We start from the raw sequence: 22808 nt of genomic DNA on the forward strand, positions 1-22808 counted from the left end.
GGTGCGGCGGGCCGCGAGGACGAGGGTCGCGGCGATGGCCGCATGAATACTCGCATTCGCGCGCCGATTTCGCCGCGATTACCCACGAATGCGCAAGACGGGTTAGGCACCCGTGGCGGTCAGGCCAGCCGGGACTCCTGGGCACGGAACTCGCTGGGCGGCAGCCCGACCCGGCGGGTGAAGATCCGGGTGAAGTAGGCGGGATCGTGGTATCCCACCCGGCGGGCGATCGCGGCCACGGGCAGCCGGGAGCCCGCCAGCAGGTCCTTGGCCCGGTTGAGCCGCACCGACACCAGGTAGTCCTTCGGGCTGGAACCCGTCAGGCGCCTGACCACGGCCCGCAGGTCGGCGACCGGCATGCCGAGGCGGCGGGCGTGCTCGGCCACCGAGACCGGCAGGCACGCGTCCCTGGCCAGCGACTGCAGCACCGGCTCGCCCGCCGGGTCCTCGTCGGCGCGGGCCTGCCGCAGCGCGACCAGCACCTCGTGCACGATCGCCGACGTCTCGACCTCCAGGTACGGCCCGCCCCTGCGGCAGGCCTGCGCGATGCGGCCGATGGCGTGCACGGCCGCGTCGGCGGCGGTCAGCGGGATGACGGGCCTGGCCGGGTCGAGGAAGCCGAGCTCCTGGTAGGCGGCCACGGCGGATCCGGTGAAGTCGACGAACCACTCGGTCCAGCCCTGCCCGTGCGGCGCGTAGTGGTGCTCGACGCCGGGGAACAGCCACAGCACGGCGGGCGCCACGACCTCGGTCACCGGCTCGCCACCCTGGCGGAACCAGCCCTCGCCCTCGGTCACGACGACGGCCACGTGCTTGTGCAGGGTGCGCGGGCCGACCGTGGGCAGCCGGCCCTCCTGGTGGCCCACGCCGAGGCAGAGCAGGCCCAGCCCGCGGTGGGCGTCGCTCGGCGTGAGGAAGTGCATCCACTGCCGGAACCGGCCTGGCACCGCCGCCCTCTCGATTCGTCCAACCATCCGGCGCGCTTTGTCCATGGCCCGCGCCCGCGGATCCGCACCATCCTGGGGGGAGATCTACCGGTAAGGATACCGATGCGAACCTTTGCGATTCAGGACGGCGCCTTCCACCTCGACGGACAGGAGTTCCGGATCCTGTCCGGGGCGCTGCACTACTTCCGCGTGCTGCCCGAGCAGTGGCCGCACCGGCTGCGCATGCTGCGCGCGATGGGGCTCAACACCGTCGAGACGTACGTGCCGTGGAACCTGCACGAGCCGCGCCCCGGCGAGTTCACCCGGCTGGAGGAGGTCGGGGCGTTCCTGGACGCCGCGGCGGCCGAGGGTCTGCTGGCGATCGTGCGGCCGGGTCCCTACATCTGCGCGGAGTGGGACAACGGCGGCCTGCCGTACTGGCTCAGCGGGCGGATCAGAACCAGCGACCCCGAGTACCTGCGCCAGGTCGAGCGCTACTTCGCGGCGCTGATCCCGGCGATCGCCGAGCGGCAGGTCACCAGGGGCGGCAACGTGATCATGGTGCAGGTGGAGAACGAGTACGGCTCCTACGGCGACGACCAGGACTACCTGCGCCACCTGGCGGACACGCTGGTGGGGCACGGCGTGCGGGTGCCGCTGTTCACCTCCGACGGCTCCGCCGACTGGCACCTGACCGGCGGCACGCTGCCCGGCGTGCTGGCCACGGTGAACTTCGGCTCCGAGCCCGAGCGGCACTTCGCCGCGCTGCGCGCGCACCGGCCGGGCGATCCGCTGATGTGCATGGAGTTCTGGTGCGGCTGGTTCGACCACTGGGGGCAGCCGCACGTCACGCGGGACGCGGAAAGCGCGGCCGGCACGCTGGAGCGGATCCTGGCCGCGGGGGCCTCGGTGAACGTCTACATGGCCCACGGCGGCACGTCCTTCGGCACGCGGGCGGGCGCCAACCAGGTGGGCGAGCTCGCGACCGGCTCCTACCGGCCGACGGTCACCTCCTACGACTACGACGCGCCGATCTCCGAGAACGGCGCGCCGACGGAGAAGTTCTGGCGCTTCCGCGAGATCCTGTCCCGCTACAACCCGGACATCCCGGATGTCCCGCCGGTGCCCGCGACTCTCCCGCCGGCGCGGGTGCGGCTCACGCACTCGGCGCGGCTGCGCGACGCGCTGGCCAAGCTGGCCCTGCCCGAGGTCGTGGGTCCGGTGCCGGCCACGTTCGAGGAGCTCGGGCTGGAGCACGGGCTCGCGCTCTACCGCACCACGGTCCCTGGGCCGCGGCAGCCGTACCCGCTGACCGTGCGGGGGCTGCACGACCGGGCGCACGTGTTCGTGAACGGCGAGCAGGTGGGCATCCTCGAGCGGGACGTGCCCGGCGGCGTCGACGTGCCCGGCGGGGTGACCGTCGAGCTGCTGGTGGAGTCGATGGGGCGGACCAACTTCGGGCCCGCCGTGGGCGAGACCAAGGGCATCACCGGCGGGATCCTGCACGGCCAGCAGTACCTCAACGGCGTCACGGCCGTGCCGATCCCGCTGGACGAGGTGTCGGGCGTGCCCTTCGAGCCCGGTCCGTCCGGGGAGCCGATGGCCTTCCACCGGGGCACGCTGGAGGTGGCCGAACCCGCCGACGGTTTCCTGGCGCTGCCCGGCTGGGGCAAGGGCTATGTCTGGGTCAACGGCTTCTGCCTGGGCCGCTACTGGGAGCGCGGGCCGCAGCGCACGTTGTACGTGCCCGCGCCGCTGCTGCGGGCGGGCACGAACGAGGTCGTCCTGCTGGAACTGGACAGGGTGGGCGCGGACCCGGAGATCCGCACCGAGCCCGAGCTGGGCTAGCCCCTGCTGCGGACGCCCTGGGCCATCTCGCGGGCCAGCTCTCCGATCGAGGCGTGGCCGGCGGCCTCGTCCGGGGCGTCCAGCATGCGGCGGATGAAGGCCGAGCCCACGATGACGCCGTCGGCGTAGGCCGCCACCTCGGCGGCCTGCCGGCCGGTGCCGACGCCCAGGCCCACGCACACCGGCAGGTCCGTGTGCTGGCGGGTGCGCCGGACCAGGTCCTCGGCGGCCACGTTGACCGTCTCCCTGGCGCCCGTGACGCCCATCAGCGACGCCGCGTACACGAACCCGGTGCAGCAGTCGACCACGGCCTTGATGCGCGCCTCCGTCGAGCTGGGGGCCACCAGGAACACGGTGTCGATGCCCGCCGCGGCCGAGGCGGCGCGCCACGGCTCCGACTCCTCGGGCGTCAGGTCGGGCGTGATCGTGCCCGTGCCGCCGGCGTTGGCCAGGTCACGGGCGAAGCGCTCGGCGCCGTAGCGGTCGATCGGGTTCCAGTACGTCATGACCAGCGTCGCCGCGCCCGTCTTGGCGACGCCCTCGACCGTGCGCATCACGTCGGCGATGCGGGTGCCGTTGAGCAGCGAGCGGTGCACGGCGTCCTGGATCGTGGGCCCGTCCATGAGCGGGTCCGAGTACGGCAGGCCGATCTCGATGACGTCGCAGCCGGCCTCGACCAGGGCGGCCGCCGCCGTGATCGCGCCCTCCTTGGAGGGGAAGCCGGCCGGCAGGTAACCCACGAGCGCGGCCCGGTTGTCCGCCTTGGCCTTGGCGAACACCGTCTGAAGAGTGGTCATCTCACAACCCGAAGTACTTCATGGCGGTGCCCATGTCCTTGTCACCGCGGCCGGACAGATTCACCAAGATCGTAGCCTCGGGGCCGAGCTCCCGGCCCAGCTTGAGCACTCCGGCCAGGGCGTGTGACGACTCGATGGCCGGGATGATGCCCTCGGTGCGGGCCAGCAGCGAGAAGGCGTCCATGGCCTCCGCGTCGGTGATGCCGTGGTAGGTCGCCCGGCCGGAGTCCTTCAGCCAGGCGTGCTCGGGGCCGACGCCCGGGTAGTCGAGCCCGGCCGAGATCGAGTGCGAATCGATCGTCTGGCCCTCCTCGTCCTGCAGCACGTAGGTGCGCGAGCCGTGCAGCACGCCGACCGAGCCGGCGGTGAGCGTGAGCGCGTGCTCGCCCGACTCCAGGCCGCGCCCGGCCGCCTCGTAGCCGTGCAGCTGGACGCCCTGGTCGCCGAGGAAGGCGTGGAAGATGCCGATCGCGTTGCTGCCGCCGCCGACCGCCGCGCACACCGCGTCGGGCAGCCTGCCGGTCAGCTCCAGCATCTGGCGGCGCGCCTCGACGCCGATGATGCGGGCGAAGTCGCGCACGATCTCGGGGAACGGGTGCGGGCCCGCGACGGTGCCGAACAGGTAGTGGGTGGTGTCGACGTTGGTGACCCAGTCGCGGAACGCCTCGTTGATGGCGTCCTTGAGCGTCTGGCTGCCGTTGTGCACCGGGACGACCTTGGCGCCGAGCAGCTTCATCCGGGCCACGTTGAGCGCCTGGCGCTCGCAGTCGACCGCGCCCATGTAGATGACGCACTCCAGGCCGAGCAGCGCCGCCGCGGTGGCCGTGGCCACGCCGTGCTGGCCCGCGCCGGTCTCGGCGATCACCCGGGTCTTGCCCAGCCGCTTGGTCAGCAGCGCCTGGCCCAGCACATTGTTGATCTTGTGGGCGCCGGTGTGGGTCAGGTCCTCGCGCTTGAGGATGACCCGGGCGCCGCCCGCCTGCTCGCTGAAGCGCGGCACGTCGGTCAGCGTCGTCGGCCGGCCCGCGTACGTGCGCAGCAGGTGGTCGAACTCGCGGATGAACTGCGCGTCGTTCTTGGCCTTCTCGTAGACCGCGGCGACCTCGTCGAGCGCCGGGATGAGCGCCTCAGGAACGTAGCGGCCGCCGAAGATGCCGAACTTGCCGTGCAGGTCGGGGTCGTCGCCGTGGGCGCCGTTACCCGCCAGGTCGGCGGCGGTGAGGATCTCGCTCACTGTCTATCCCTCTGATCCATGGTCGGGACGAGTCGCCGGGTGGGCGCCGGCCGTCACCAGCGCCTCCACGGCCCTGCGCGGGTCCTTGCCGGTGACCAGGCTCTCGCCCACCAGCACGGCGTCGGCCCCCGCGCGGGCGTAGGCGAGCAGGTCATGGGGCCCGCGCACGCCCGACTCGGCGATCTTGAGCACATTATCGGGGATCTTCGGCGCCAGCTTGGCGAAGACGTCGCGGTCGACCTCGAGTGTCTTCAGGTTGCGGGCGTTGATCCCGACGACCCTGGCCCCGGCGGCGACCGCCCGGTCGAGCTCCTCCTCGGTGTGCACCTCGACCAGCGGGGTGAGCCCGATCGACTCGGCCCGCTCGATGAGTGACACCAGCGCCTCCTGCTCCAGGCAGACGACCATGAGCAGCGCCAGGTCGGCGCCGTGGGCGCGGGCCTCCCACAGCTGGTAGGAGGTCAGGATGAAATCTTTACGCAGGATCGGGATGTCGACCCGGGCGCGGACCGCGGACAGGTCGTCCAGGCTGCCGCCGAACTTGCGCCGCTCGGTCAGCACGCTGATGACGTGGGCGCCGCCCGCCTCGTAGTCGGCGGCCAGCGCGGCGGGGTCGGCGATGGCGGCGAGCGCGCCCTTGGACGGGCTGGAACGCTTCACCTCGGCGATCACCGAGACCCTGGCGCCGCCGAGCGCCGCGTAGGCGTCCTTGGGCGTGGGAGCCCGCTCGGCGCGCTGCTTGAGCTCGTCAAGCGAGACAGCCTGCTGGCGTGCGGCGAGGTCGGCGCGCACCCCGTCGAGGATGTCGTCGAGGACACTCGGCCCTTCGGTCGGCTCACTCACGCGCTTGGGGTCCCTCCGGTCGACAGTAGGGGGTGGCAGGGAGTTCGCGTCGGCGTCCGCTCCCGGCCTTGTCTTGCGATGGTATCGGCCCCGCCGAGGTCACCTCGCCACTGGGCCCCATCTACGGCGCGAGGAAGGCCCCGAAGGGCAGATTTCGGACCACCCAGTACACGAGCACGACGCCGAGGAAGGCCCACACGTACGCCGGATGGGCGAGTGTGGTCTTGCGAGGTCTGCCCTGGAGGGCGCGGATCATCCAGCGTCCCCACCAGAACAGCAGGAACGGGAGCATCACCACCATGAGCGGGTTCATGTCCAGCGCGCCCACCGGGTCGAGGTGGGCCAGCGCGTGGATGGCGCGCAGCGTGCCGCACCCCGGGCAGTAGAGCCCGCCCGGGATCCACAGGCTCGTCACCCAGAGGAACGGGCAGGTCGGGTAGTGGCCCGGCTGGTTCGGGTCGACGATGCCGACCAAGGTGGTGACGGCCGCGGCCGCCCCGGCCACGCCGAGCGGCGCGAGCACCGATCTGAGCCGATCGGTGCCGCGCCGCTCGATGTTGGCGATGCCCATGCTGTTTCCGACACCTAGTACGTGCTGCTCGGGACGGTCGACGCGAGGACCACGAACAGGATGATGTACAGGATGATGATGACGACCTCGGCGATGATGCCGAAGATCAGCGCCCTCTTCCACCAGGTCTTGGCCTCTTCCGAGGCCTGGATGGCGCCCTGGTAGTCACCGGCCTGCCACTTCGAGTTCACCTGCGACGACTTGACAATCGACACGATACCGAAGGGGAGGCAGCAGAACAGGGTGGTGAGGATCGCGGCGACCAGATGGTTGTCCGGCGGCGTCTGGGGCGCGCCGTACTCGCCGTATCCACCGCCGGGGGGCGGGCCGTAACCGCCGCCGGGGGGCTGGCCGTAGCCGCCGCCGCTCGGGGGCTGCTGGCCGTAACCGCCGCCGTAGCCGCCTCCGCTCGGGGGCTGCTGGCCGTAACCGCCGCCACCGCTGGGCGGCTGCTGGCCGTAACCGCCACCGCCGCTGGGCGGCTGCTGGCCGTAGCCACCACCGCTCGGGGGCTGCTGACCGTAACCACCACCGCTGGGCGGCTGCTGACCATAACCGCCGCCGGGCGGCTGGGCGCCGTAACCGCCGCCGTCCCCCTGGTTTCCGTAGCTCATGCTCGTGTACTCCTCATTGGTCATGCTGGCGAGTTGCGCGCGCCACCTTAGCGACAAACCGCGATCTACATGGATTAACGCCCATCATGCAGACGATTTGTGATCTGACTGCAAGCCCGGCGGCGCTCAGTAGCCCGAGGTCGCCGCGGCACCGCCGAACCCGATGATGGCCAGGAGGGCGCCGCCGAAGATCAGCCAGCCCAGGACCCAGAGCACGATCGTGACGTACGAGGTGACCAGGCCTGCCATCGCCAGGCCCTGGCCCTGGCCGCCGTACTTCTTGGCCCTGCTCATCGCCAGGTGGCCGAGGATGGCGCCGGGGATGCTGGTCAGGCCGCAGAACAGCAGGCCGACGATGCCGCAGATGAGCGAGCCGATGGCCAGGCCGTTGGCCGGCTGCGCGCCGTACTGCGGCTGGCCGTAGGGGGCCTGCTGGTAATTCGGCTGGCTGTACGGCTGGCCGTACTGCAACGGCCGGCCGAATCCGTCGCTCGCAGGCTGCTGCCCGTACCCACCACTTCCCGGCTGCTGCGCGTATCCGCCGCTACCCGGCTGCTCACCGTACGCGGGCTGCTGGCCGTACCCGCCGCTGCCCGACTGCTGGCCGTAGCCTCCGCTTCCCGGCTGCTGCCCGTACCCGCCGCTGCCCGGCTGCTCGCCGTAGGCGGGCTGCTGGCCGTGGCCGGGTGGCTGGCCGTACCCGCCGCCGCTCGGAGGCTGCTGGCCGTAGCCGGGTTGCTGGCCGTAGCCGCCGCCAGGAGGCTGAGCGCCGTAACCGCCGCCCTGGTCTCCGTAGCTCATCCTGTGTGGCTCCTCATGTGATCGTGGCGAGTTGCAGAGGCAGCTTATTGAGAAAACGCCGGCCGCACCGGGGGCGGTTCACACCGAGGAAGATTTGTGACCAGACCAGAGCGGGTGATCAGCGAGAATCGGTCGGGTCGTCGCCCCGGTCGAGGGCGTCCCACATCGAGCGGTCGTCGGCCTTGGGCGCCGCGCCGTCCGGGCGCTGGTAGCGGGCCGACATGCCCACCCACCTGCCGCCGCGCACGACCGCCACGATCCCGCCCACGGCCATGAGCACCCCGCCGGCCACGGCCACGACGGGCCAGAACGTCACCGGCTCCCAGTCGATCCCCGACGCGGCCTGCACGGCATTGTGTCCTCGCAGCCACTCCAGTACGGTGACCCGCCCGGCGGCCGTCCACGCGCTCGCTGCCGCGCCCACGCCGCACAGCGCCAGCAGAGCGCCGACGATCCGCCGGCCGACGCCCCTGGTCGCCAGCACGGCCACCACGCCCGCCAGCCCCGCCAGCCCGATCGGTGTCAGCGCCGGGCTCAGGTCCCCACCGGTCGGCGCCACGACCCCGGCCCCCTTCACGGTCACCCAGGTACGGCCGGCAGCCAACAACACCAACAGGCACCCAACCCCGGTACCCGCCACCCAAACCCACAACTCCCGAGCCCCCGCTCCCGCCCCTCTTGGGGGGTCGGGGGGTGGGTTTGGCGTGCCGTGGGGAGGGGTCATGGGAGGGCGAGCCAGTCGGCGTCGAAGCAGGTGCGGTCGCCGGTGTGGCAGGCGGCGCCGACCTGGTCGACCTTGACGAGGAGCGTGTCGCCGTCGCAGTCGAGGGCCACACCCTTGACGTGCTGCACGTGCCCGGAGGTGTCGCCCTTGACCCAGTACTCGCCGCGGCTGCGCGACCAGTAGGTGCCCCGGCCCGTCGTCAGGGTGCGATGCAGCGCCTCGTCGTCCATCCAGGCGAGCATGAGGACCTCGCCGGTGTCGTACTGCTGGACGATCGCGGGTACCAACCCGCCGCCGTCGCGCTTCAGCCTCGCGGCGATCTTGGGGTCAAGGGGCATGTCCCCATTCAACCAGCCCATAGGTCCGGCCATTGAACCGGTAGTGGTAGCAGGGAGCGACAGGATCTATCGTTCCGTGCATGCGCGCCAAGCAAGCGGCCGTACAGCTCAGCGGCCTGCGCAAGTCCTTCGGCCCGGTCGAGGCCGTGGCCGGGGTCGACCTGGAAATCGCCGACGGCGAGTTCTTCGCGATGCTCGGCCCCTCGGGCTCCGGGAAGACGACCGTGTTGCGGCTGATCGCCGGGTTCGAGACGCCCTCCGCCGGCACGGTCAGCCTCGGCGGCGTGGACGTGACGGGCCTGGCACCCTTCCAGCGCGATGTGAACACGGTTTTCCAGGACTACGCGCTGTTCCCGCACATGAACGTGCTCGCCAACGTGGAGTACGGCCTGCGGGTCAAGGGCGTGGCCCGGCGGGAGCGCCGGGACCGGGCGCGCGAGGCGCTGGCCAGCGTCCGGCTGGAGGGGTTCGAAGCGCGCCGCCCCGCGCAGCTGTCGGGCGGGCAGCGCCAGCGGGTGGCGCTGGCCAGGGCGCTGGTCAACCGGCCCCGCGTGCTGCTGCTCGACGAGCCTTTGGGCGCGCTCGACCTGAAGCTGCGCGAGGAGATGCAGGTCGAGCTCAAGTCGATCCAGCGTGAGGTGGGTATCACCTTCATATTCGTCACCCACGACCAGGAGGAGGCGCTGACCATGAGCGACCGGGTCGCCGTGATGGAAGGTGGCCGGATCGCGCAGGTCGGCACCCCGGCGGAGATCTACGAACGGCCTGCCACGCCGTTCGTCGCGGGATTCGTCGGCACGTCGAACCTCATCTCCGGCGACGCGGCCAAGACCATACTGGGGAAAGAGGGCACGTTCAGCGTGCGCCCGGAGAAACTGCGACTGGCCGCCGACGGCGACGCCGTGTCGGCCGGGGAGCACAGCGCCGCCGGGACCGTGGCCGAGGTCGTGTACATGGGCCCGGCCACCAGGTTCGTGGTCGACCTGGACGCGGGCGGGCGCCTCGTCGCGCTCCAACAGAACCTGCAGGTCTCCTCGATGGACGTCACCGAACTGCGGGGGCAGCGAGTACGCCTGATCTGGGACCGGCGCCACGAGTTCGCCATAGCACCACAGGAGGGCCCATGTTGAGGAAAATCGCCTCGCTAGGCGCGATGCTCGCGCTGGCGACGGCATGCGGCTCAGGATCCGGCGGCGGTACGGCTCCCGCCCAGAGTCCGGGCGCCTTCACGCCGCCCAAACTGGAGGCGCTCAAGGCGCTCGGAAAGGGCGAAGGCCAGGTCAACCTGGTGGCCTGGGCCGGATACACCGAGGACGGCTCGAACGATCCCAAGGTCGACTGGGTGCACCCGTTCGAGCAGGCAACCGGGTGCAAGGTGAACGTCAAGACGGCAGGGACCTCCGACGAGATGCTCAACCTGATGAAGACCGGCGAGTACGACGCCGTGTCGGCCTCGGGTGACGCATCGCTGCGCCTGGTCGCCTCCGGCACGGTCGCGCCGGTCAACACCGCGCTCGTCCCGAACTACGCCGACGTCTTCCCCGGGCTGAAGAACCGCCCGTGGAACTCCGTCAACGGCGTCGCCTACGGCGTGCCGCACGGGCGCGGGGCCAACCTGCTGATGTGGCGTACCGACCAGGTCAAGCCGGATCCGGACTCGTGGGGCGTGGTGTTCGACCCGGCCTCGCCGTACAAGGGAAAGGTCACCGCGTACGACTCGCCCATCTACCTGGCGGACGCGGCGCTGTACCTGAAGGCGACCAAGCCGGAGCTGGGCATCAAGAACCCGTACGCGCTGGACGACAAGCAGTTCCAGGCGGCGGTGTCCCTGCTGAAGGACCAGCGGAAGATCATCGGCGAGTACTGGTCCGACTACACCAAGGAGGTCCAGGCGTTCAAGAGCGGCGACAGCGTGGTCGGCACCACCTGGCAGGTCATCGCGAACCTGGCCCAGGCCGACAAGGCCCCGGTCAAGGCCGAGTTGCCGCGCGAGGGGGCGACCGGCTGGTCGGACACCTGGATGGTGGCCGCCAAGGCCGCCCATCCGAACTGCGCCTACAAGTGGCTCGACTGGATCATCTCGCCCAAGGTGAACGCCCAGGTCGCGGAGTGGTTCGGCGAGGCTCCGGCCAATGCCAAGGCCTGCAAGGAGACCTCCGACCCGAACTTCTGCAAGACCTTCCACGCGACGGACGAGGGGTACTTCTCCAAGGTCTGGTACTGGACGACGCCCATCTCCAAGTGCCTGGACGGGCGCACGGACGTGGCCTGCAAGGACTACTCCGAGTGGACGCGCGCCTGGACCGAGATCAAGGGCTGACGCCGTGAGCGTCGCACAGGCTGAGCCGGTGCGGCGGCGCATCGCCGCGACGCTGCACCGGCGGGCCCGCCTGCGGCTCGCGCTGCTGCTGTCGGTGCCGATGCTGTGGCTCGGGCTGGCCTACCTGGGGGCGCTGGGTGCCCTGTTCCTGTCGGCGTTCTGGACGACGGACGTCTTCACGGGGAACGTGATCAAACAACTGACAGCTGACAACTTCCGAGAACTGTTAACTGTCGACGTCTATCGCACAGTCGCCATCCGTTCCGTGCTGGTCGCCGTCGCGGTGACGGTGATCGACCTCGTGGTGGCCTTCCCGATGGCCTTCGCGATGGCCAAGCTCGCCACGCCGCGGGCCCAGCGCTGGCTGGTGATCGCGGTGCTCACGCCGCTGTGGGCGTCGTACCTGGTCAAGGCGTACGCGTGGCGGGTGATGCTGTCGTCCGACGGCATCCTGGGCTGGGGGTACGGGATCGGCGCCACGATCCTGACGCTGTCGTACCTGTGGCTGCCGTACATGATCCTGCCGGTCTACGCCGGGCTCGAGCGGCTGCCCGACTCGCTGCTCGACGCGGCGGGCGACCTGGGGGCGCGGGGCTGGCGGACCTTCACCACGGTGATCTGGCCGCTGGCGTTCCCGGCGGTGGTGGCGGGCTCGGTGTTCACGTTCTCGCTGTCGCTCGGCGACTACATCGCCGTCAAGATCGTCGGAGGGGGGACCCAGCTCATCGGCAACGTCGTCTACGACAACGTGGGCGCGGCCAACAACCTGCCCTTCGCCGCCGCGGTGGCCACGGTCCCCGTCCTCATCATGCTCGTCTACCTGACCGCCATCCGGCGCACGGGCGCACTGGAGAACCTATGATCCTGTCGCGCGTGGCGCGCGCCGTGCTCTGGAGCGCCCTGGGTCTCGGGTTGGCCCTGGTGTACGTGCCGCTCGTCATCGTGGTGCTCAACTCCTTCAACGCCGACCGCACCTTCGCCTGGCCGCCCCAAGGCCTGACGATCCGCTGGTGGCAGGCCGCCTGGAATTCCAGCGGCGTGCGTGACGCCCTGGTGACGTCCATCCAGGCGGCGCTCGGCGCCACGGCCATCGCACTGGTCCTGGGCACCATGGTCGCCTTCGCCGTCCAGCGCTACCGCTTCTTCGGCAGGGACGCGGTGTCGCTGCTGATCGTGCTGCCCATCGCGCTGCCGGGCATCGTCACCGGCATCGCGCTCAACAACGCCTTCCGCACGATCCTGGAGCCCTTCGGCCTCTCGCTCGGCCTGTTCACGGTGATCATCGGGCATGCCACGTTCTGCGTCGTCACGGTCTTCAACAACGTGCTGGCCCGGCTGCGCCGCCTGGGCGGCTCGGCCGAGGAGGCCTCCGCGGACCTCGGCGCGGACACGTTCACCACGTTCCGCCTCGTGACGTTCCCGCTGCTGCGCTCGTCACTGCTCGCGGGCGCGCTGCTGGCGTTCGCGCTCTCGTTCGACGAGATCATCGTCACCACGTTCACGGCCGGAGCGGGCGTCCGGACGCTCCCCATCTGGATCTTCGAGAACCTCTTCCGCCCCAACCAGGCCCCCGTCGTCAACGTCGTCGCCGCCGCCCTCATCGTCGCCTCCGTCATCCCCGTCTACCTCGCCCAGCGCCTCTCCTCCTCCTTCTGACGGCTCTCCTCCCTCGTACGAGCGCCGTACGGCTGGCACGACAACGGCGAGCTCAGGTGAGGGCTTGGGAGAGGGTTTCGTAGATGGAGAAGAGGGGCGCCAGGTTGGTGCGGCGGAGCCGGCGGAGGACCTGGCCGTCGGGGGCGACGAGGACCAGGGCGTCGTCGTCGTCCATGACGTGGGCGCGCAGGCGGACCAGGGCGCCGAGACCCGTCGTGTCGATGAAGGTGAGGTCGCTGAGATCCACGACGAGGCGCCGACACTCCGGCGAACGGGCCGCGACCGCCTCGTCGAGACATCGGCGCATCGTGGTGACGTTGTCGGCGTCCACTTCGCCGGAAAGGCTGACGATCAGCTGCGTGCCGTGCCGGTGCCGCGTCATCTCCAGGACATCCACACTGAAGCTCCTCCCCGCCCGTGAACCTACACCTGTAGGCATTACATTACCGTGAGTTTTGCGGAGAACGCGGTGCGTAATGGCATCTGGCGGAGTACGTTCGGGGCACCTACCGAAGGGGGGTGGCCAGGTGATGCTCGATCTCGACCTCGGGGATCACGTCTGCCTGCCGTACGGTGACCAGCGCGAGCGCATCGACGCCACCCGCGACTTCGCCGGGAACGGCCTGCGCAGGCGGGCCAAGGTGATGATCATCACGCACACCGACACCCCCGAGGCGACCCGGGCGTGGCTGGGGTTCGCCGAGGCCGAGGCGGCGGGGCGGTTGGAGATCCTGGCCAGCGCCGACACCCACTTCGTCGACGGCCGGCTGGACCCCGGGCGGGTGCTCGGCGGGCTGGCCGCGGCCGGCGAGCGGGCGAGGAAGCACGGGCACGCCGGTCTCTACCTGCTGGTCGACGCCTCGTGGGGCTTACCGGACGCCGCCGGCCAGGTCAGGCTCGAGGCCGCGACGAACGCGCTGTTCGCGCAGGGCTGGCTGGCGGCCGTGTGCCAGTACGACCGGACGCTGTTCTGCGGGGCTGACCTGGACCGCGCCGCGTCCGCCCACCCGATCTCGCCCGACCAGGCGATGCTGCGCTTCACCGGCACCTGCCTGCCGGCGGGGCTGCGGATCTCCGGGGAGGTCGACCTCTCCAACCGGGCCGCGTTCGCCTCGATCCTGGCCACGCTGGAGGGCGAGGCCGCGCAGGTCGTCATCGACGCCACCGGACTGGACTACATGGACGCGGGCGCCGCCCGGCTGCTGGCGGCCACGGCCGTGGCCAGGGGCGAGCGCGGCACCGTGATCACCTGCCAGGAGGCGGTCGCCCGCCTGCTCCACCTGGTACGAGCGGACGAGGTCATCACCGTGCGCGATCATGACTAGCCCGGCCCTCTGCGCGACGTTCGGCCACGGCCGCATCACGCCGATGCGCCGGTCGGTCACCGAGTACGCCGCCCGGCACGGCCTGTCGGGGCGCCGCCTGGAGGACTTCGTGCTCGCGGTCAACGAGATCGCCACCAACGCGGTCCTGCACGGCGGCGGGTGCGGGCGGCTCAGGCTGTGGTCGCAGGGCGGCAGGCTCTGGTGCGAGGTCACCGACGACGGCCCCGGTCTGCCGCCCGGCTGGCTCGGCGCCTCCCGCCGTCCCTCGTGTCACCAGGACGGCGGGCGCGGGCTCTGGCTGGCCCGGCTCCTGTGCCGGCACCTCGTCATCGTCTCCAGCCCGCGCGGCACCCACATCACCTTCACCTCCCCCGACTAGCCCGTACGGCAAGCCGCGCGAGCCATGGATCAGCGTCGGCCGGGCAGGTCCTCTACCGGGGTCGACCCCCATACGCGGCTTCCTGGGAGGGTCAGGCGGAGTGGGCGGCGGAGATCCAGGAGGCGTAGAGGGTGGCGTAGACGCCGGGTTCCTGGACGAGGTCGGCGTGGGGGCCGCGTTGGACGAGCCGGCCGTCGTCGAAGACGAGGACCTCGTCGGCGTTCTCCGCGGTCGACAGGCGGTGGGCGATCGAGACCGCCGTGCGGCCACGGGTGACGCCTTCCAGGGCGCGTGCCAGGCGGACCTCCGTGGCGGGGTCGACTGCGGAGGTGGCCTCGTCCAGGAGGAGGAGGTCGGGGTCCGCGAGGTAGGCGCGGGCGAGGGCGACGAGCTGCCGCTCGCCGGCCGACAGTGACTCGCCGCGCTGCCCGACGGGCGTGTCCAGGCCGGCAGGCAGACCCTCGAGCCAGTCCGCGAGGCCGAGCTCGGTGAGCGCGAGCTCCACCTCGGCCCGGGTGGCGGACGGCTTGCCGTACCTGACGTTGTCGGCGAGCGTGCCGTCGAAGAGGAACCCGTCCTGCGGCACCATCACGATTCGTTCCCGCAGCGAGGAGAAGCGCACGTCGCGCAGGTCGTGCCCGTCGATCGTGACGCTCCCCGAGACCGGGTCCATGAGCCGGGTGAGCAGCTTGGCGAAGGTCGTCTTGCCGGAGCCCGTCTCCCCGACGATCGCGATGCGGGACCGCGGCGGGATGCGGAGGGTGACGCCGTGCAGGACGGGCTCGCCGCCGGGATAGGCGAAGTGGACGTCCTCGAAGCCGACCGAGATGGGGCCGCGCGGCAGCTCGACGCCGGCCGGGCCGGGGTCGGCCACGTCGGCGGGCGTTTCGATGACGCCGAGGATGCGCCGCCAGCCGGCGACCGCGTTCTGTGCCTCGTTGAGCACCTCGGTGGCGGTCTGCATGGGCGAGACGAACAGCGTGACCAGGAAGAGGAAGGCCACCAGCTCGCCCGCCGAGATGTCGCCCGACAGGCCGAGCCGCACGCCGAGCACCACGATGCCGGCGATGGCCAGCGCGGCGACCAGTTCGGTGATGGGGAAGACGAACCCGACGATCGTCTGCGCCCTGACCTGGGCGGTCCTGTTGGAGTCGACGGCCTGGTCGATGCGTTCGGAGGTGCGGCGCTCGGAGGCGTAGGCGCGGATGACGGCGGCGCCTACGACCGACTCGCTGACCGCGGCCAGCATGTCGCCGGTGCGCTCGCGGACGGCGGTGTAGGCGCGCGACAGCCACCGCTGGAAGCGCGGCAGCGCGATCGCCAGCGGGATGAAGCAGACCCAGACCAGCAGCGTGAGCTGCCAGGAGTAGACGAGCATGAGCACGCTGGCGACGAACAGCTGCCCGAACGCCACGATGATCATCAGCCCGCCCCACTGCATGAACGTGCTGATCTGGTCGATGTCGTTGGTGACGCGGGAGACCAGCGCGCCGCGGCGCTCGCTGTTCTGGGTGAGCACCGACAGGTCGTGCACGTGGCGGAAGCCGCGCACCCGCAGCGTCGCCAGCGACGACTCGGTCGCCCGGTAGAGCCGGACGTTCATCACGTAGCCGCACAGGGCGGTGATGACCACGGCGACCGCGCACAGCACCACGGCTCGCGTGATGTACGGAAGGTCGGGCACGCCGGACTTGAGCCCGGTGTCGATCGTCTGCTGCACCGCGACGGGGACGATGATCTTGCCGACGGTGGCGACCACCGCGAGCAGCAGCGTGCCGTAGAGCCCCTTGCGGAACTCGGGCGTCATCGACAGCCCGCGCCTGATCGTGGCCAGCGCGGAGCGCTCGGTGTTCTGGGCGATGCTCACGCCGTGACCTCCTCTTCGGCCTCGATCGCGGCCTGCTCGGCCTCTTCGCGTTCGTAGGCGGTGACCAGATTGCGGTAGCCCTCGCAGCGATCGAGCAGCTCCTCGTGGGTTCCCCGGTCGGCGACGCGGCCGCGCTCCAGGAAGACGACCTCGTCGGCGAGCGCGATCGTGGCCATCCGGTAGGCGACGACCACCACGCTGGCGGCCGAGTCCTGCAGCCCGTGCAGGATCCTGGCCTCGACCTGCGGGTCCACGCTGGAGGTCGCGTCGTCGAGAATCAGCAGCCGGGGCTTGCGGACCAGCGCGCGGGCCAGCGCCAGCCGCTGCCGCTGCCCGCCGGACAGGGTGGCGCCGCGCTCGCCCACCCGGGTGTCGAGCCCGTTGGCGAGCCGCCCGACGAATCCCCCGGCCTGGGCCAGCCGCAGCGCCGCCCACACCTCCTCGTCGGAGACCTGCAGGTCGAGCGCGACGTTGCCGCGCACGCTGTCGTCGAACAGGAACGTCTGCTGCAGCACCAGCGCCGCCGACCCGGCCACCTCACCGTAGGCGAGCTCGCGCAGGTCCATCCCGTCAAGCAGGACGGCCCCGGACAGCGGGTCGACGAGCCGCACGAGCAGCTGCACCAGCGTGGACTTGCCCGACCCGGTGGGCCCGACCAGGGCGACGGTACGGCCTGGCCGTACCTCGAACCCGACGTCGTGGAGCACCTCGGCCTCACCGTAGGCGTAGGAGACGCCGGAGACCTCCAGGGCGGCGGGTTCCGCGGAGGCCGCCGTGACGGAGCCGTACGACATCGAGCCCGAGGCGTCGAGCACGGCCTGCACCCGCGTCCAGCCGACCACGCTGCGCGGCAGCTCGGCCAGCACCCAGCCGAGCGCCCTGATCGGGAAGGCCAGCAGGGTGAACAGGTAGGCGACCTGGATCAGCTCGCCGGAGTCGATCGAGCGGGTCGACAGCCGCAGCCCGCCCACGGCCAGCACGATCAGCACGCCGAGCGTGGGCAGCGCCTCCAGCAGCGGGTCGAACAGCCCGCGCACGCGCCCGACGGCGATGTTGGCGTCGCGCAGCTCGTGCGCGCGCCGCTGGAAGCGCTCGGTCTCCTCGCCTTCGCGGCCGAGCGTCTTGACGACCAGCGCGCCGTCGAAGCTCTCGTGCGCGATCTCGCTGACCTCGGCGCGCAGTTGCTGCGCCCTGGTCGCCAGCGGGCTGAGCCTGCGCTGATAGATCAGGTTCAGTACGGCTATCGCCGGAAAGATCAGGAAGCCCACCAGCGCGAGCACGGGGTCGGTCAGCACCATCCCGATGGCGGCGGTGAACAGCATGACGATCACGCCCACGGCCATCGGCAACGGCGCGAGCGGCGCCCAGGCGGCCTCGGCGTCGGCGCTGGCGTTGGACAGCAATTGGCCCGTCGGGTGCTGGTGATGCCACGACAGGGGCAGGCGCAGGTACTGCTTGGTCACGTCACGGCGGGAGCGGGCCTGCATGCGGTACTGCAGCACGCCGGCGAAGATCCGCCGCCCTCCCACGCCGAACGCCTTCAGCAGCGCCGTGCCCATGATCAGCAGGACGGCTGTCCACAGCGCGCCCGTGCCCGTCTCCCCCTTGCCGAAGGCGGGCAGCACCACGTTCTGCGTGGCCCAGCCGAGTGCCCAGGCGGAGGCGACGGTCATGCCGCCGTAGAGTCCGCTGGCCAGCACGGCCACGGCGAACACCGCTTTCTCTGTGCGGATGGCCACCCCAAGGACGCCGAGTCCTTGACGCATCACGGCCGAGGTGACCTTGCTCGCCACGCGCGGGGATTCCCTTCAAGATTGGACATTTCTCACTAAGTGACTATCACGCCCGATCACCCGCTTATTCCCCTTCGCTAGGCTGATCTCGTGACGTACGCCCGTGAAGAGCGCTCCGCGCTGTGCGACCTGTTCGACCGGCTCGGCCCTGACGCGCCGACGCTCTGCACGGGCTGGAGCACCTATGACCTGGCCGCTCACCTGGTGCTACGCGAGCGCAGGCTGGACGCGGCGGCCGGTATCGCGCTCAAGCCGCTGGCCGGCTACACCGCCTCCGTCCAGCAGGGGCTGAAGGCCAAGCACCCCTACCCGGAGCTCGTCGGCATGGTCCGCTCCCCCGGCGGGCCGTACGGGGTGCTGCCCTTCCTCGACGACGCGGTCAACACGCTGGAGTACGTCGTCCACCACGAGGACGTGCGCCGCGCCCAGAGCGGCTGGCAGCCCCGCGAGCTGCCGGCCAGGCTCCAGGACCTGATCTGGAAGCGGGTCTCGGCGATGGGCAGGCTGACGCTGCGCCGCTCGCCGGTGGGCGTGGTGCTGCACCGGCGAGGCGGCGGCGTGGCGCTCGGCGGCCCGTCGGGCGGGCCCAAGGTGGAGGTCTCCGGCGAGCCCGCCGAGCTTCTCCTGTTCTGCTTCGGCCGCCAGGACCACGCCAAGGTGGACCTGTCGGGCGACGAGGAGCAGGTGGCGCGGCTACGGAGCGCGGTCCTCGGCATATAGCGGCGCCGCCACGCTGGCCTGGGCCATCCGGCGCAGCGCGGCGATGAGCGTGTCGCCCACAGCGGTGCCGATCACCACGATCTCCACGGCCCGCTCCCGGTCGGAGGGGTCGCCCAGCACCCGCATGTCCGTCTCGGCGATGCGCTCGGCCGCCTCGGCGTAACCGTCGAGGGCGTCGATCATGTCCTGCCGCCCGATCTCGTCCAGCGTGGCCAGCAGGCCGACGACCGTGCGGTAGGCGCTGCTGGGCACCGCGCCCTTCCAGCCGCGCCTGGCGACCATCTCCGCGACGGCCCGCTCGGCTTCGGTCACGTGCGGGCCGGGCCGTACGTCCCTGCGCTGGGTGACGGTGCTCTGGGCCTCGCCCATCAGGTGGTACAGGCTCATCTCGGGGTTGTCGAGATGGCCCACCAGTTCCCTGATGACCGCGATGGACAGGTCGCCGTACTCGGCCAGGGCGCGCACGAGCTTGAGCCTGCGCACGTGCCCGTCGTCGTAGTCGGCCTGGTTGCGGCCTGTCGGCCGGCCTGGAGCGACGAGCCCCTCCCGCATGTAGTACTTGATCGTCGGGATCGGGATGCCCGTCTCCTCGCTCAGCTCCGCCATCCGCACGTTTTCACTTCCTTCTCTTGCCGTACGTGGATAGCTTAGCTATAGATAGTAATAAGTAGCACTATCCATTATCCACCCAACCGGAGGCCGCCGTGCTGAGATGGCACCGCCCGCTCATGCTCTTCGCAGGAACCATGGCCGCCTGCGCCCTCGTCTTCCTCGTGCTGTTCTTCGCCGACGGCCGGCAGCTCGATGGCCTGCCGTTATGGGCCAAGCCGCTGAAGTTCTCGATCTCCTTGGCCCTCTACTCCTTCACCTGGGCCTGGCTGCTGTCACTGCGGCACAGGGCGCGCAGGACAAGCTGGTGGACGGGCACGGCGCTGGCCGCGGCCGGTCTCGGCGAGATCGCGATCATCGCCTTCCAGGCGGCCCGCGGCCACCGCAGCCACTTCAACCAGTCCACCGACTTCGACGGCAACCTGTGGAAGCTGATGGGCATCACCATCGGCGTGCTGATGATCGCCAACATCGTCGGCGCGATCCTCGTGGCGCTGGAGCGCCAGGCCGACCGGGTCTCCACCTGGACCGTCAGGATCGGCCTGCTCATCTCCACGATCGGCCTCGCCGCGGGGGCCCTCATGCTGGGCCCCAAGCCCGGACAGAACCTCGACATCGCGGTCGGCGCGCACACGGTCGGCCTGCCCGACGGCGGCCCGGGCCTGCCGCTGCTCGGGTGGAGCAGCGCCGGCGGCGACCTGCGCATCCCCCACTTCGTCGGCATGCACGCGCTGCAACTGCTCCCGCTGCTCGGCCTCGCCCTGGCCGCGTTGGGCCGGCGCGTCCCCGCGCTGGCCGACGAGACGGTACGGCTGCGCCTGGTCGGCGTCGCGGGCGGGCTGTACGCCGGGATCGTGGCGCTGACCCTGTGGCAGGCCGAGCGCGGCCAGCCGCTGATCCACCCGGACGCGGCCACCCTGGCCACGGCCGCTCTCCTCGTGGTCGCGGCACTGGTGGCCGCGGCCGTCTCCCTCGGAAAGAAGAAGGTCACTGTCCCGTGAGCACATCATCCTGGTTCAGCCTCAGTTTCTACCTGGCCGCGCCCTTCTGGGCGCTGATGATCCTGGCGCCCACCTGGAAGGTGACGCGCAGGATCGCCGGCTCGCCGCTGATCGTGCTGCCGGCGCTGGCGGTCAACCTGGTGCTGCTGGTGCCGCTGTTCGCCGACTTCTGGCCGGTGGTGAGCCGGCCGTCGCTGACAGGGCTGCAGCACCTGGTGGCGAGCCCGGAGGCGCTGACGGCGCTGTGGGCCCAGATCATCGCCTGGGACCTGTTCCTGGGCCGGTGGATCTACCTCGACAGCCGCGAGCGCGGCGTCCATCCCCTGCTCATGGCTCCGATCATGGTGCTGACCATCCTGCTGTCGCCGCTGGGGTTCCCGCTGTACCTCGCGATCCGGCTCGCCTATCGCCAGAATCCCGGCGTGGCAGGGGCTACAGCCAGACCTGTTGGCCGTACCATGGCTTAGGAAAGACGCCCCCCGGTTAAGATCAAGAACATCTTCATAGAAGATGCCAGTGATCGCCCAGATCCGGGTATATACGGCTGGGAACGGACTGCAGGAGGCCCCCCATGCAGGTCAAGAAGGTGATCACCTACGTTCTCGTGGCGTTCGTGGTCTTCTACCTGTTCACCCGGCCGGCCCAGGCCGCAGCCGCGGTCAACGGCGTGTTCAATGGAATAGTGCAAGGCGCCAACCAGTTGGCCGTCTTCTTTACGAATGTACTGACCTGATGCTTCCGTAGGCTGCCGGATCGTGTTACGCAGACAGAGTGAGAGATCGCCCTGGCGTCCCCAAGATCCATCAGCCTGACCCCAACGTCCGGCGCATCCTCGAGCGCGCCGAGCTCGAGGGCATCGAGCTGATCCGCTTTCTGTACGCCGACCACGGTGGCGTGATCCGTGGCAAGGCGGCATCCCGGTCGAGGCTGGCCGAGCGGCTCGGCACCGGGATCGGGCACACGGTGGCCATGATGGCGATGAACATGCTCGACCAGCTCCAGGATGTCGAGCACATGGGCCCCGTCGGCGAGGTGCGGATCGTGCCCGATCCGGCGACGTACGTCCCTCTCCCGCACGCGCCCGGCGCCGCGGCGATGCTGTCGGATCTGCGCCTCCAGGACGGCACTCCGTGGGAGGCCTGCCCGCGCACGTTCCTCAAGGACGCCGTGAGCGCGCTGGCTGCCGAGGGCTACACCCTGATGGCGGCCTTCGAACCGGAGTTCACGCTGGGGCGCCGGCTGCCCGACCCGGCCGGCGGCCCCGACCGGCTGGTGCCGCTCGACGACTCCCTGTGCTACGCCAACACCGGATTCGACATCGCGCACGACTACACGATCAAGTTGATCCGCACGCTGGAGACGATGGGCCTGCGCGTCGAGCACTACCACCCCGAGCTCGGCCCCGGCCAGCAGGAGCTTTCTGTACGGCACGCCCCGGCGTTGCGCGCCGCCGACAACCACGTGCTCTACCGCGAGGCCGTGCGCGGCGTGGCCATGCGGATGTCGATGTGGGCGTCGCTGGCCCCCAAGCCGCTGGCCGACCAGGCAGGCAACGGCGCCCACCTGCACCTGTCGCTGTGGAACGACACGCGCAACCTGTTCGAGGAGGGCAGCCAGGTCCGCGACTGGTTCATCGGCGGGCTGCTCGCCCACCTGCCCGCACTGACCGCGCTGACCTGCGGCAGCGTCAACAGCTTCCGCCGCCTGGCGCCACGCATGTGGTCCAGCGCCTACGCCGTCTACGGTCCCGACAACAGGGAGGCGGCGGTGCGGATCTGCTCCCCGCTGGGCGAGACCGGCGAGCCGAACCTGGAGCTGAAGCCGTCGGACTCCTCGGCCAACCCCTACCTGTCGCTGGGCGCGGTCATCCACGCCGGGCTCGACGGCATCCGGCGCAAGCTCGACCCCGGCGAGGCGGTCGACGTCGACCCCGACACGCGACCCGGCAGGTACCCGGCGCTGCCGGGCTCGCTCGAGCAGGCGCTGGACGCCCTGGAGGCCGACGAAATGCTGATGGAGGCCCTGGGCCCGCTGCGGCGCACCGCGTACCTGGCGGTCAAGCGCTCGGAGGCGGCGTCCTTCGCCGCGAAGGACGTCTCCTACGAGCTGTTCCACCACATGCGGGTGTTCTAGGCCTGCCCCGTCTCGAACCGGGTGATCTTCCCGTTGCCGACCTCGAAGCGCCAGCGGGTCTTCATCTCGCCCCAGGTGTCGTTGCGGAAGCGCACCATCATGCCGAGCCCGTCCTGGCCCTGGGTCTCGATGGCGAAGCGGCCGTTGACGTCGAAGATCTCCTTGTCGATCCACTCGCCGAGGTCGCGCTCGGAACCGTCGTCGGACATCGTGGCATCCGGTGTCAGGGTCGCGACGAACGCGGCCCTGTCACCGTTGTTGATCGCGTCGATCGCCTCGGCGACCACCGGGTTGTTCGAGTTCATGCCG

The 22808-nt window shown here is 70.8% G+C and carries 26 protein-coding genes; 12 read left to right on the forward strand and 14 right to left on the reverse strand.

Annotated elements, in window-relative coordinates; translation table 11 throughout:
* Positions 1 to 119: 119 nt before the first annotated feature.
* On the reverse strand, positions 120 to 974 hold the full coding sequence (locus ACIBHX_RS10505; protein WP_397066225.1) for a helix-turn-helix domain-containing protein: 855 nt from the start codon (positions 972 to 974) through the stop codon (positions 120 to 122).
* 75 nt (positions 975 to 1049) lie between these two features.
* Between ACIBHX_RS10505 and ACIBHX_RS10510 the strand changes: the two genes are divergently transcribed.
* Positions 1050 to 2774 (forward strand): beta-galactosidase family protein, encoded by a 1725-nt coding sequence (locus ACIBHX_RS10510; RefSeq protein ID WP_397066226.1) that lies wholly within the window; start codon positions 1050 to 1052, stop codon positions 2772 to 2774.
* Here ACIBHX_RS10510 and trpA read toward each other — a convergent pair.
* The 8 genes from trpA to hisI form a co-directional block, all read right to left on the reverse strand.
* Positions 2771 to 3571, reverse strand: coding sequence for a tryptophan synthase subunit alpha (gene trpA, locus ACIBHX_RS10515; protein ID WP_397066228.1), 801 nt, complete (start codon positions 3569 to 3571; stop codon positions 2771 to 2773). The two genes, ACIBHX_RS10510 and trpA, sit on opposite strands and share 4 nt — an antisense overlap.
* Position 3572: 1 nt before the next feature.
* Positions 3573 to 4796 (reverse strand): tryptophan synthase subunit beta, encoded by a 1224-nt coding sequence (gene trpB / locus ACIBHX_RS10520; protein ID WP_397067046.1) that lies wholly within the window; start codon positions 4794 to 4796, stop codon positions 3573 to 3575.
* Between the two features lie 12 nt (positions 4797 to 4808).
* Positions 4809 to 5648, reverse strand: a complete 840-nt coding sequence (gene trpC, locus ACIBHX_RS10525) for an indole-3-glycerol phosphate synthase TrpC (protein WP_397066230.1) — start codon at positions 5646 to 5648, stop codon at positions 4809 to 4811.
* Positions 5649 to 5769: 121 nt separating this feature from the next.
* Positions 5770 to 6219, reverse strand: coding sequence for a DUF2752 domain-containing protein (locus ACIBHX_RS10530; protein WP_214317913.1), 450 nt, complete (start codon positions 6217 to 6219; stop codon positions 5770 to 5772).
* A 14-nt stretch (positions 6220 to 6233) separates the two neighbouring features.
* Entirely contained in the window at positions 6234 to 6833 is a 600-nt protein-coding gene (locus ACIBHX_RS10535; protein ID WP_397066232.1) for a CD225/dispanin family protein, read from the reverse strand.
* A 126-nt stretch (positions 6834 to 6959) separates the two neighbouring features.
* Positions 6960 to 7634: a DUF4190 domain-containing protein gene (locus ACIBHX_RS10540; protein WP_397066234.1), complete on the reverse strand. Its 675-nt coding sequence runs from the start codon at positions 7632 to 7634 to the stop codon at positions 6960 to 6962.
* Positions 7635 to 7752: 118 nt separating this feature from the next.
* Positions 7753 to 8358 carry a Trp biosynthesis-associated membrane protein gene (locus tag ACIBHX_RS10545; protein ID WP_397066236.1) on the reverse strand — a complete coding sequence of 202 codons (606 nt, stop codon included), beginning with the start codon at positions 8356 to 8358 and terminating at the stop codon, positions 7753 to 7755.
* The gene (hisI, locus tag ACIBHX_RS10550; protein ID WP_397066238.1) at positions 8355 to 8696 is read right to left on the reverse strand and encodes a phosphoribosyl-AMP cyclohydrolase; all 342 of its coding nucleotides are present in this window, start codon (positions 8694 to 8696) and stop codon (positions 8355 to 8357) included. The genes ACIBHX_RS10545 and hisI overlap by 4 nt, the downstream gene beginning before the upstream one ends.
* A gap of 80 nt (positions 8697 to 8776) precedes the next feature.
* On the opposite strand from hisI, the gene ACIBHX_RS10555 reads away from it, so the two are divergent.
* The 4 genes from ACIBHX_RS10555 to ACIBHX_RS10570 are packed head-to-tail and all read left to right on the forward strand — an operon-like array spanning position 8777 to position 12672.
* Complete coding sequence (locus ACIBHX_RS10555; protein ID WP_397066240.1) at positions 8777 to 9826, forward strand: ABC transporter ATP-binding protein; 1050 nt, start codon at positions 8777 to 8779, stop codon at positions 9824 to 9826.
* Positions 9820 to 11016: an ABC transporter substrate-binding protein gene (locus ACIBHX_RS10560; protein WP_397066242.1), complete on the forward strand. Its 1197-nt coding sequence runs from the start codon at positions 9820 to 9822 to the stop codon at positions 11014 to 11016. Before ACIBHX_RS10555 ends, ACIBHX_RS10560 begins: the two co-directional genes overlap by 7 nt.
* Before the next feature lie 4 nt (positions 11017 to 11020).
* On the forward strand, positions 11021 to 11878 hold the full coding sequence (locus tag ACIBHX_RS10565; RefSeq protein WP_397066244.1) for an ABC transporter permease: 858 nt from the start codon (positions 11021 to 11023) through the stop codon (positions 11876 to 11878).
* A complete protein-coding gene (locus ACIBHX_RS10570; RefSeq protein ID WP_397066245.1) occupies positions 11875 to 12672 on the forward strand; it encodes an ABC transporter permease in 798 nt (265 codons plus the stop codon). Before ACIBHX_RS10565 ends, ACIBHX_RS10570 begins: the two co-directional genes overlap by 4 nt.
* Before the next feature lie 52 nt (positions 12673 to 12724).
* Here the strand turns inward: ACIBHX_RS10570 and ACIBHX_RS10575 are convergent, their stop codons facing one another.
* Entirely contained in the window at positions 12725 to 13069 is a 345-nt protein-coding gene (locus ACIBHX_RS10575; RefSeq protein ID WP_397066247.1) for an STAS domain-containing protein, read from the reverse strand.
* Positions 13070 to 13202: 133 nt separating this feature from the next.
* On the opposite strand from ACIBHX_RS10575, the gene ACIBHX_RS10580 reads away from it, so the two are divergent.
* A complete protein-coding gene (locus tag ACIBHX_RS10580; RefSeq protein ID WP_397066249.1) occupies positions 13203 to 13997 on the forward strand; it encodes an MEDS domain-containing protein in 795 nt (264 codons plus the stop codon).
* Positions 13990 to 14376, forward strand: a complete 387-nt coding sequence (locus tag ACIBHX_RS10585; RefSeq protein WP_397066251.1) for an ATP-binding protein — start codon at positions 13990 to 13992, stop codon at positions 14374 to 14376. The genes ACIBHX_RS10580 and ACIBHX_RS10585 overlap by 8 nt, the downstream gene beginning before the upstream one ends.
* A gap of 91 nt (positions 14377 to 14467) precedes the next feature.
* Here ACIBHX_RS10585 and ACIBHX_RS10590 read toward each other — a convergent pair whose 3' ends face one another.
* On the reverse strand, positions 14468 to 16183 hold the full coding sequence (locus ACIBHX_RS10590; protein ID WP_397067048.1) for an ABC transporter ATP-binding protein: 1716 nt from the start codon (positions 16181 to 16183) through the stop codon (positions 14468 to 14470).
* Positions 16184 to 16239: 56 nt separating this feature from the next.
* Positions 16240 to 18009 (reverse strand): ABC transporter ATP-binding protein, encoded by a 1770-nt coding sequence (locus ACIBHX_RS10595; RefSeq protein ID WP_397067050.1) that lies wholly within the window; start codon positions 18007 to 18009, stop codon positions 16240 to 16242.
* 117 nt (positions 18010 to 18126) lie between these two features.
* Between ACIBHX_RS10595 and ACIBHX_RS10600 the strand changes: the two genes are divergently transcribed.
* Complete coding sequence (locus ACIBHX_RS10600; protein WP_397066253.1) at positions 18127 to 18756, forward strand: TIGR03085 family metal-binding protein; 630 nt, start codon at positions 18127 to 18129, stop codon at positions 18754 to 18756.
* Here the strand turns inward: ACIBHX_RS10600 and ACIBHX_RS10605 are convergent.
* Positions 18730 to 19362, reverse strand: coding sequence for a MerR family transcriptional regulator (locus ACIBHX_RS10605; RefSeq protein ID WP_397067052.1), 633 nt, complete (start codon positions 19360 to 19362; stop codon positions 18730 to 18732). The two genes, ACIBHX_RS10600 and ACIBHX_RS10605, sit on opposite strands and share 27 nt — an antisense overlap.
* 122 nt (positions 19363 to 19484) lie before the next feature.
* On the opposite strand from ACIBHX_RS10605, the gene ACIBHX_RS10610 reads away from it, so the two are divergent.
* The 4 genes from ACIBHX_RS10610 to ACIBHX_RS10625 all read left to right on the forward strand — a co-directional run bounded on the left by ACIBHX_RS10610 (position 19485) and on the right by ACIBHX_RS10625 (position 22499).
* The gene (locus tag ACIBHX_RS10610; protein WP_397066255.1) at positions 19485 to 20366 is read left to right on the forward strand and encodes a hypothetical protein; all 882 of its coding nucleotides are present in this window, start codon (positions 19485 to 19487) and stop codon (positions 20364 to 20366) included.
* Positions 20363 to 20833 (forward strand): ABA4-like family protein, encoded by a 471-nt coding sequence (locus ACIBHX_RS10615; RefSeq protein ID WP_397066256.1) that lies wholly within the window; start codon positions 20363 to 20365, stop codon positions 20831 to 20833. The genes ACIBHX_RS10610 and ACIBHX_RS10615 overlap by 4 nt, the downstream gene beginning before the upstream one ends.
* A 104-nt stretch (positions 20834 to 20937) precedes the next feature.
* Positions 20938 to 21099 (forward strand): hypothetical protein, encoded by a 162-nt coding sequence (locus tag ACIBHX_RS10620; protein WP_397066258.1) that lies wholly within the window; start codon positions 20938 to 20940, stop codon positions 21097 to 21099.
* A gap of 38 nt (positions 21100 to 21137) precedes the next feature.
* Positions 21138 to 22499: a glutamine synthetase family protein gene (locus ACIBHX_RS10625; RefSeq protein ID WP_397066260.1), complete on the forward strand. Its 1362-nt coding sequence runs from the start codon at positions 21138 to 21140 to the stop codon at positions 22497 to 22499.
* On the opposite strand, the gene ACIBHX_RS10630 is transcribed toward ACIBHX_RS10625, so the two are convergent.
* Complete coding sequence (locus ACIBHX_RS10630) at positions 22496 to 22804, reverse strand: nuclear transport factor 2 family protein (RefSeq protein WP_397066262.1); 309 nt, start codon at positions 22802 to 22804, stop codon at positions 22496 to 22498. The genes ACIBHX_RS10625 and ACIBHX_RS10630 overlap by 4 nt on opposite strands.
* Positions 22805 to 22808: the final 4 nt, after the last annotated feature.

It is taken from the genome of Nonomuraea sp. NPDC050536, from assembly GCF_044457685.1.
Classification (GTDB): Bacteria; Actinomycetota; Actinomycetes; order Streptosporangiales; family Streptosporangiaceae; genus Nonomuraea.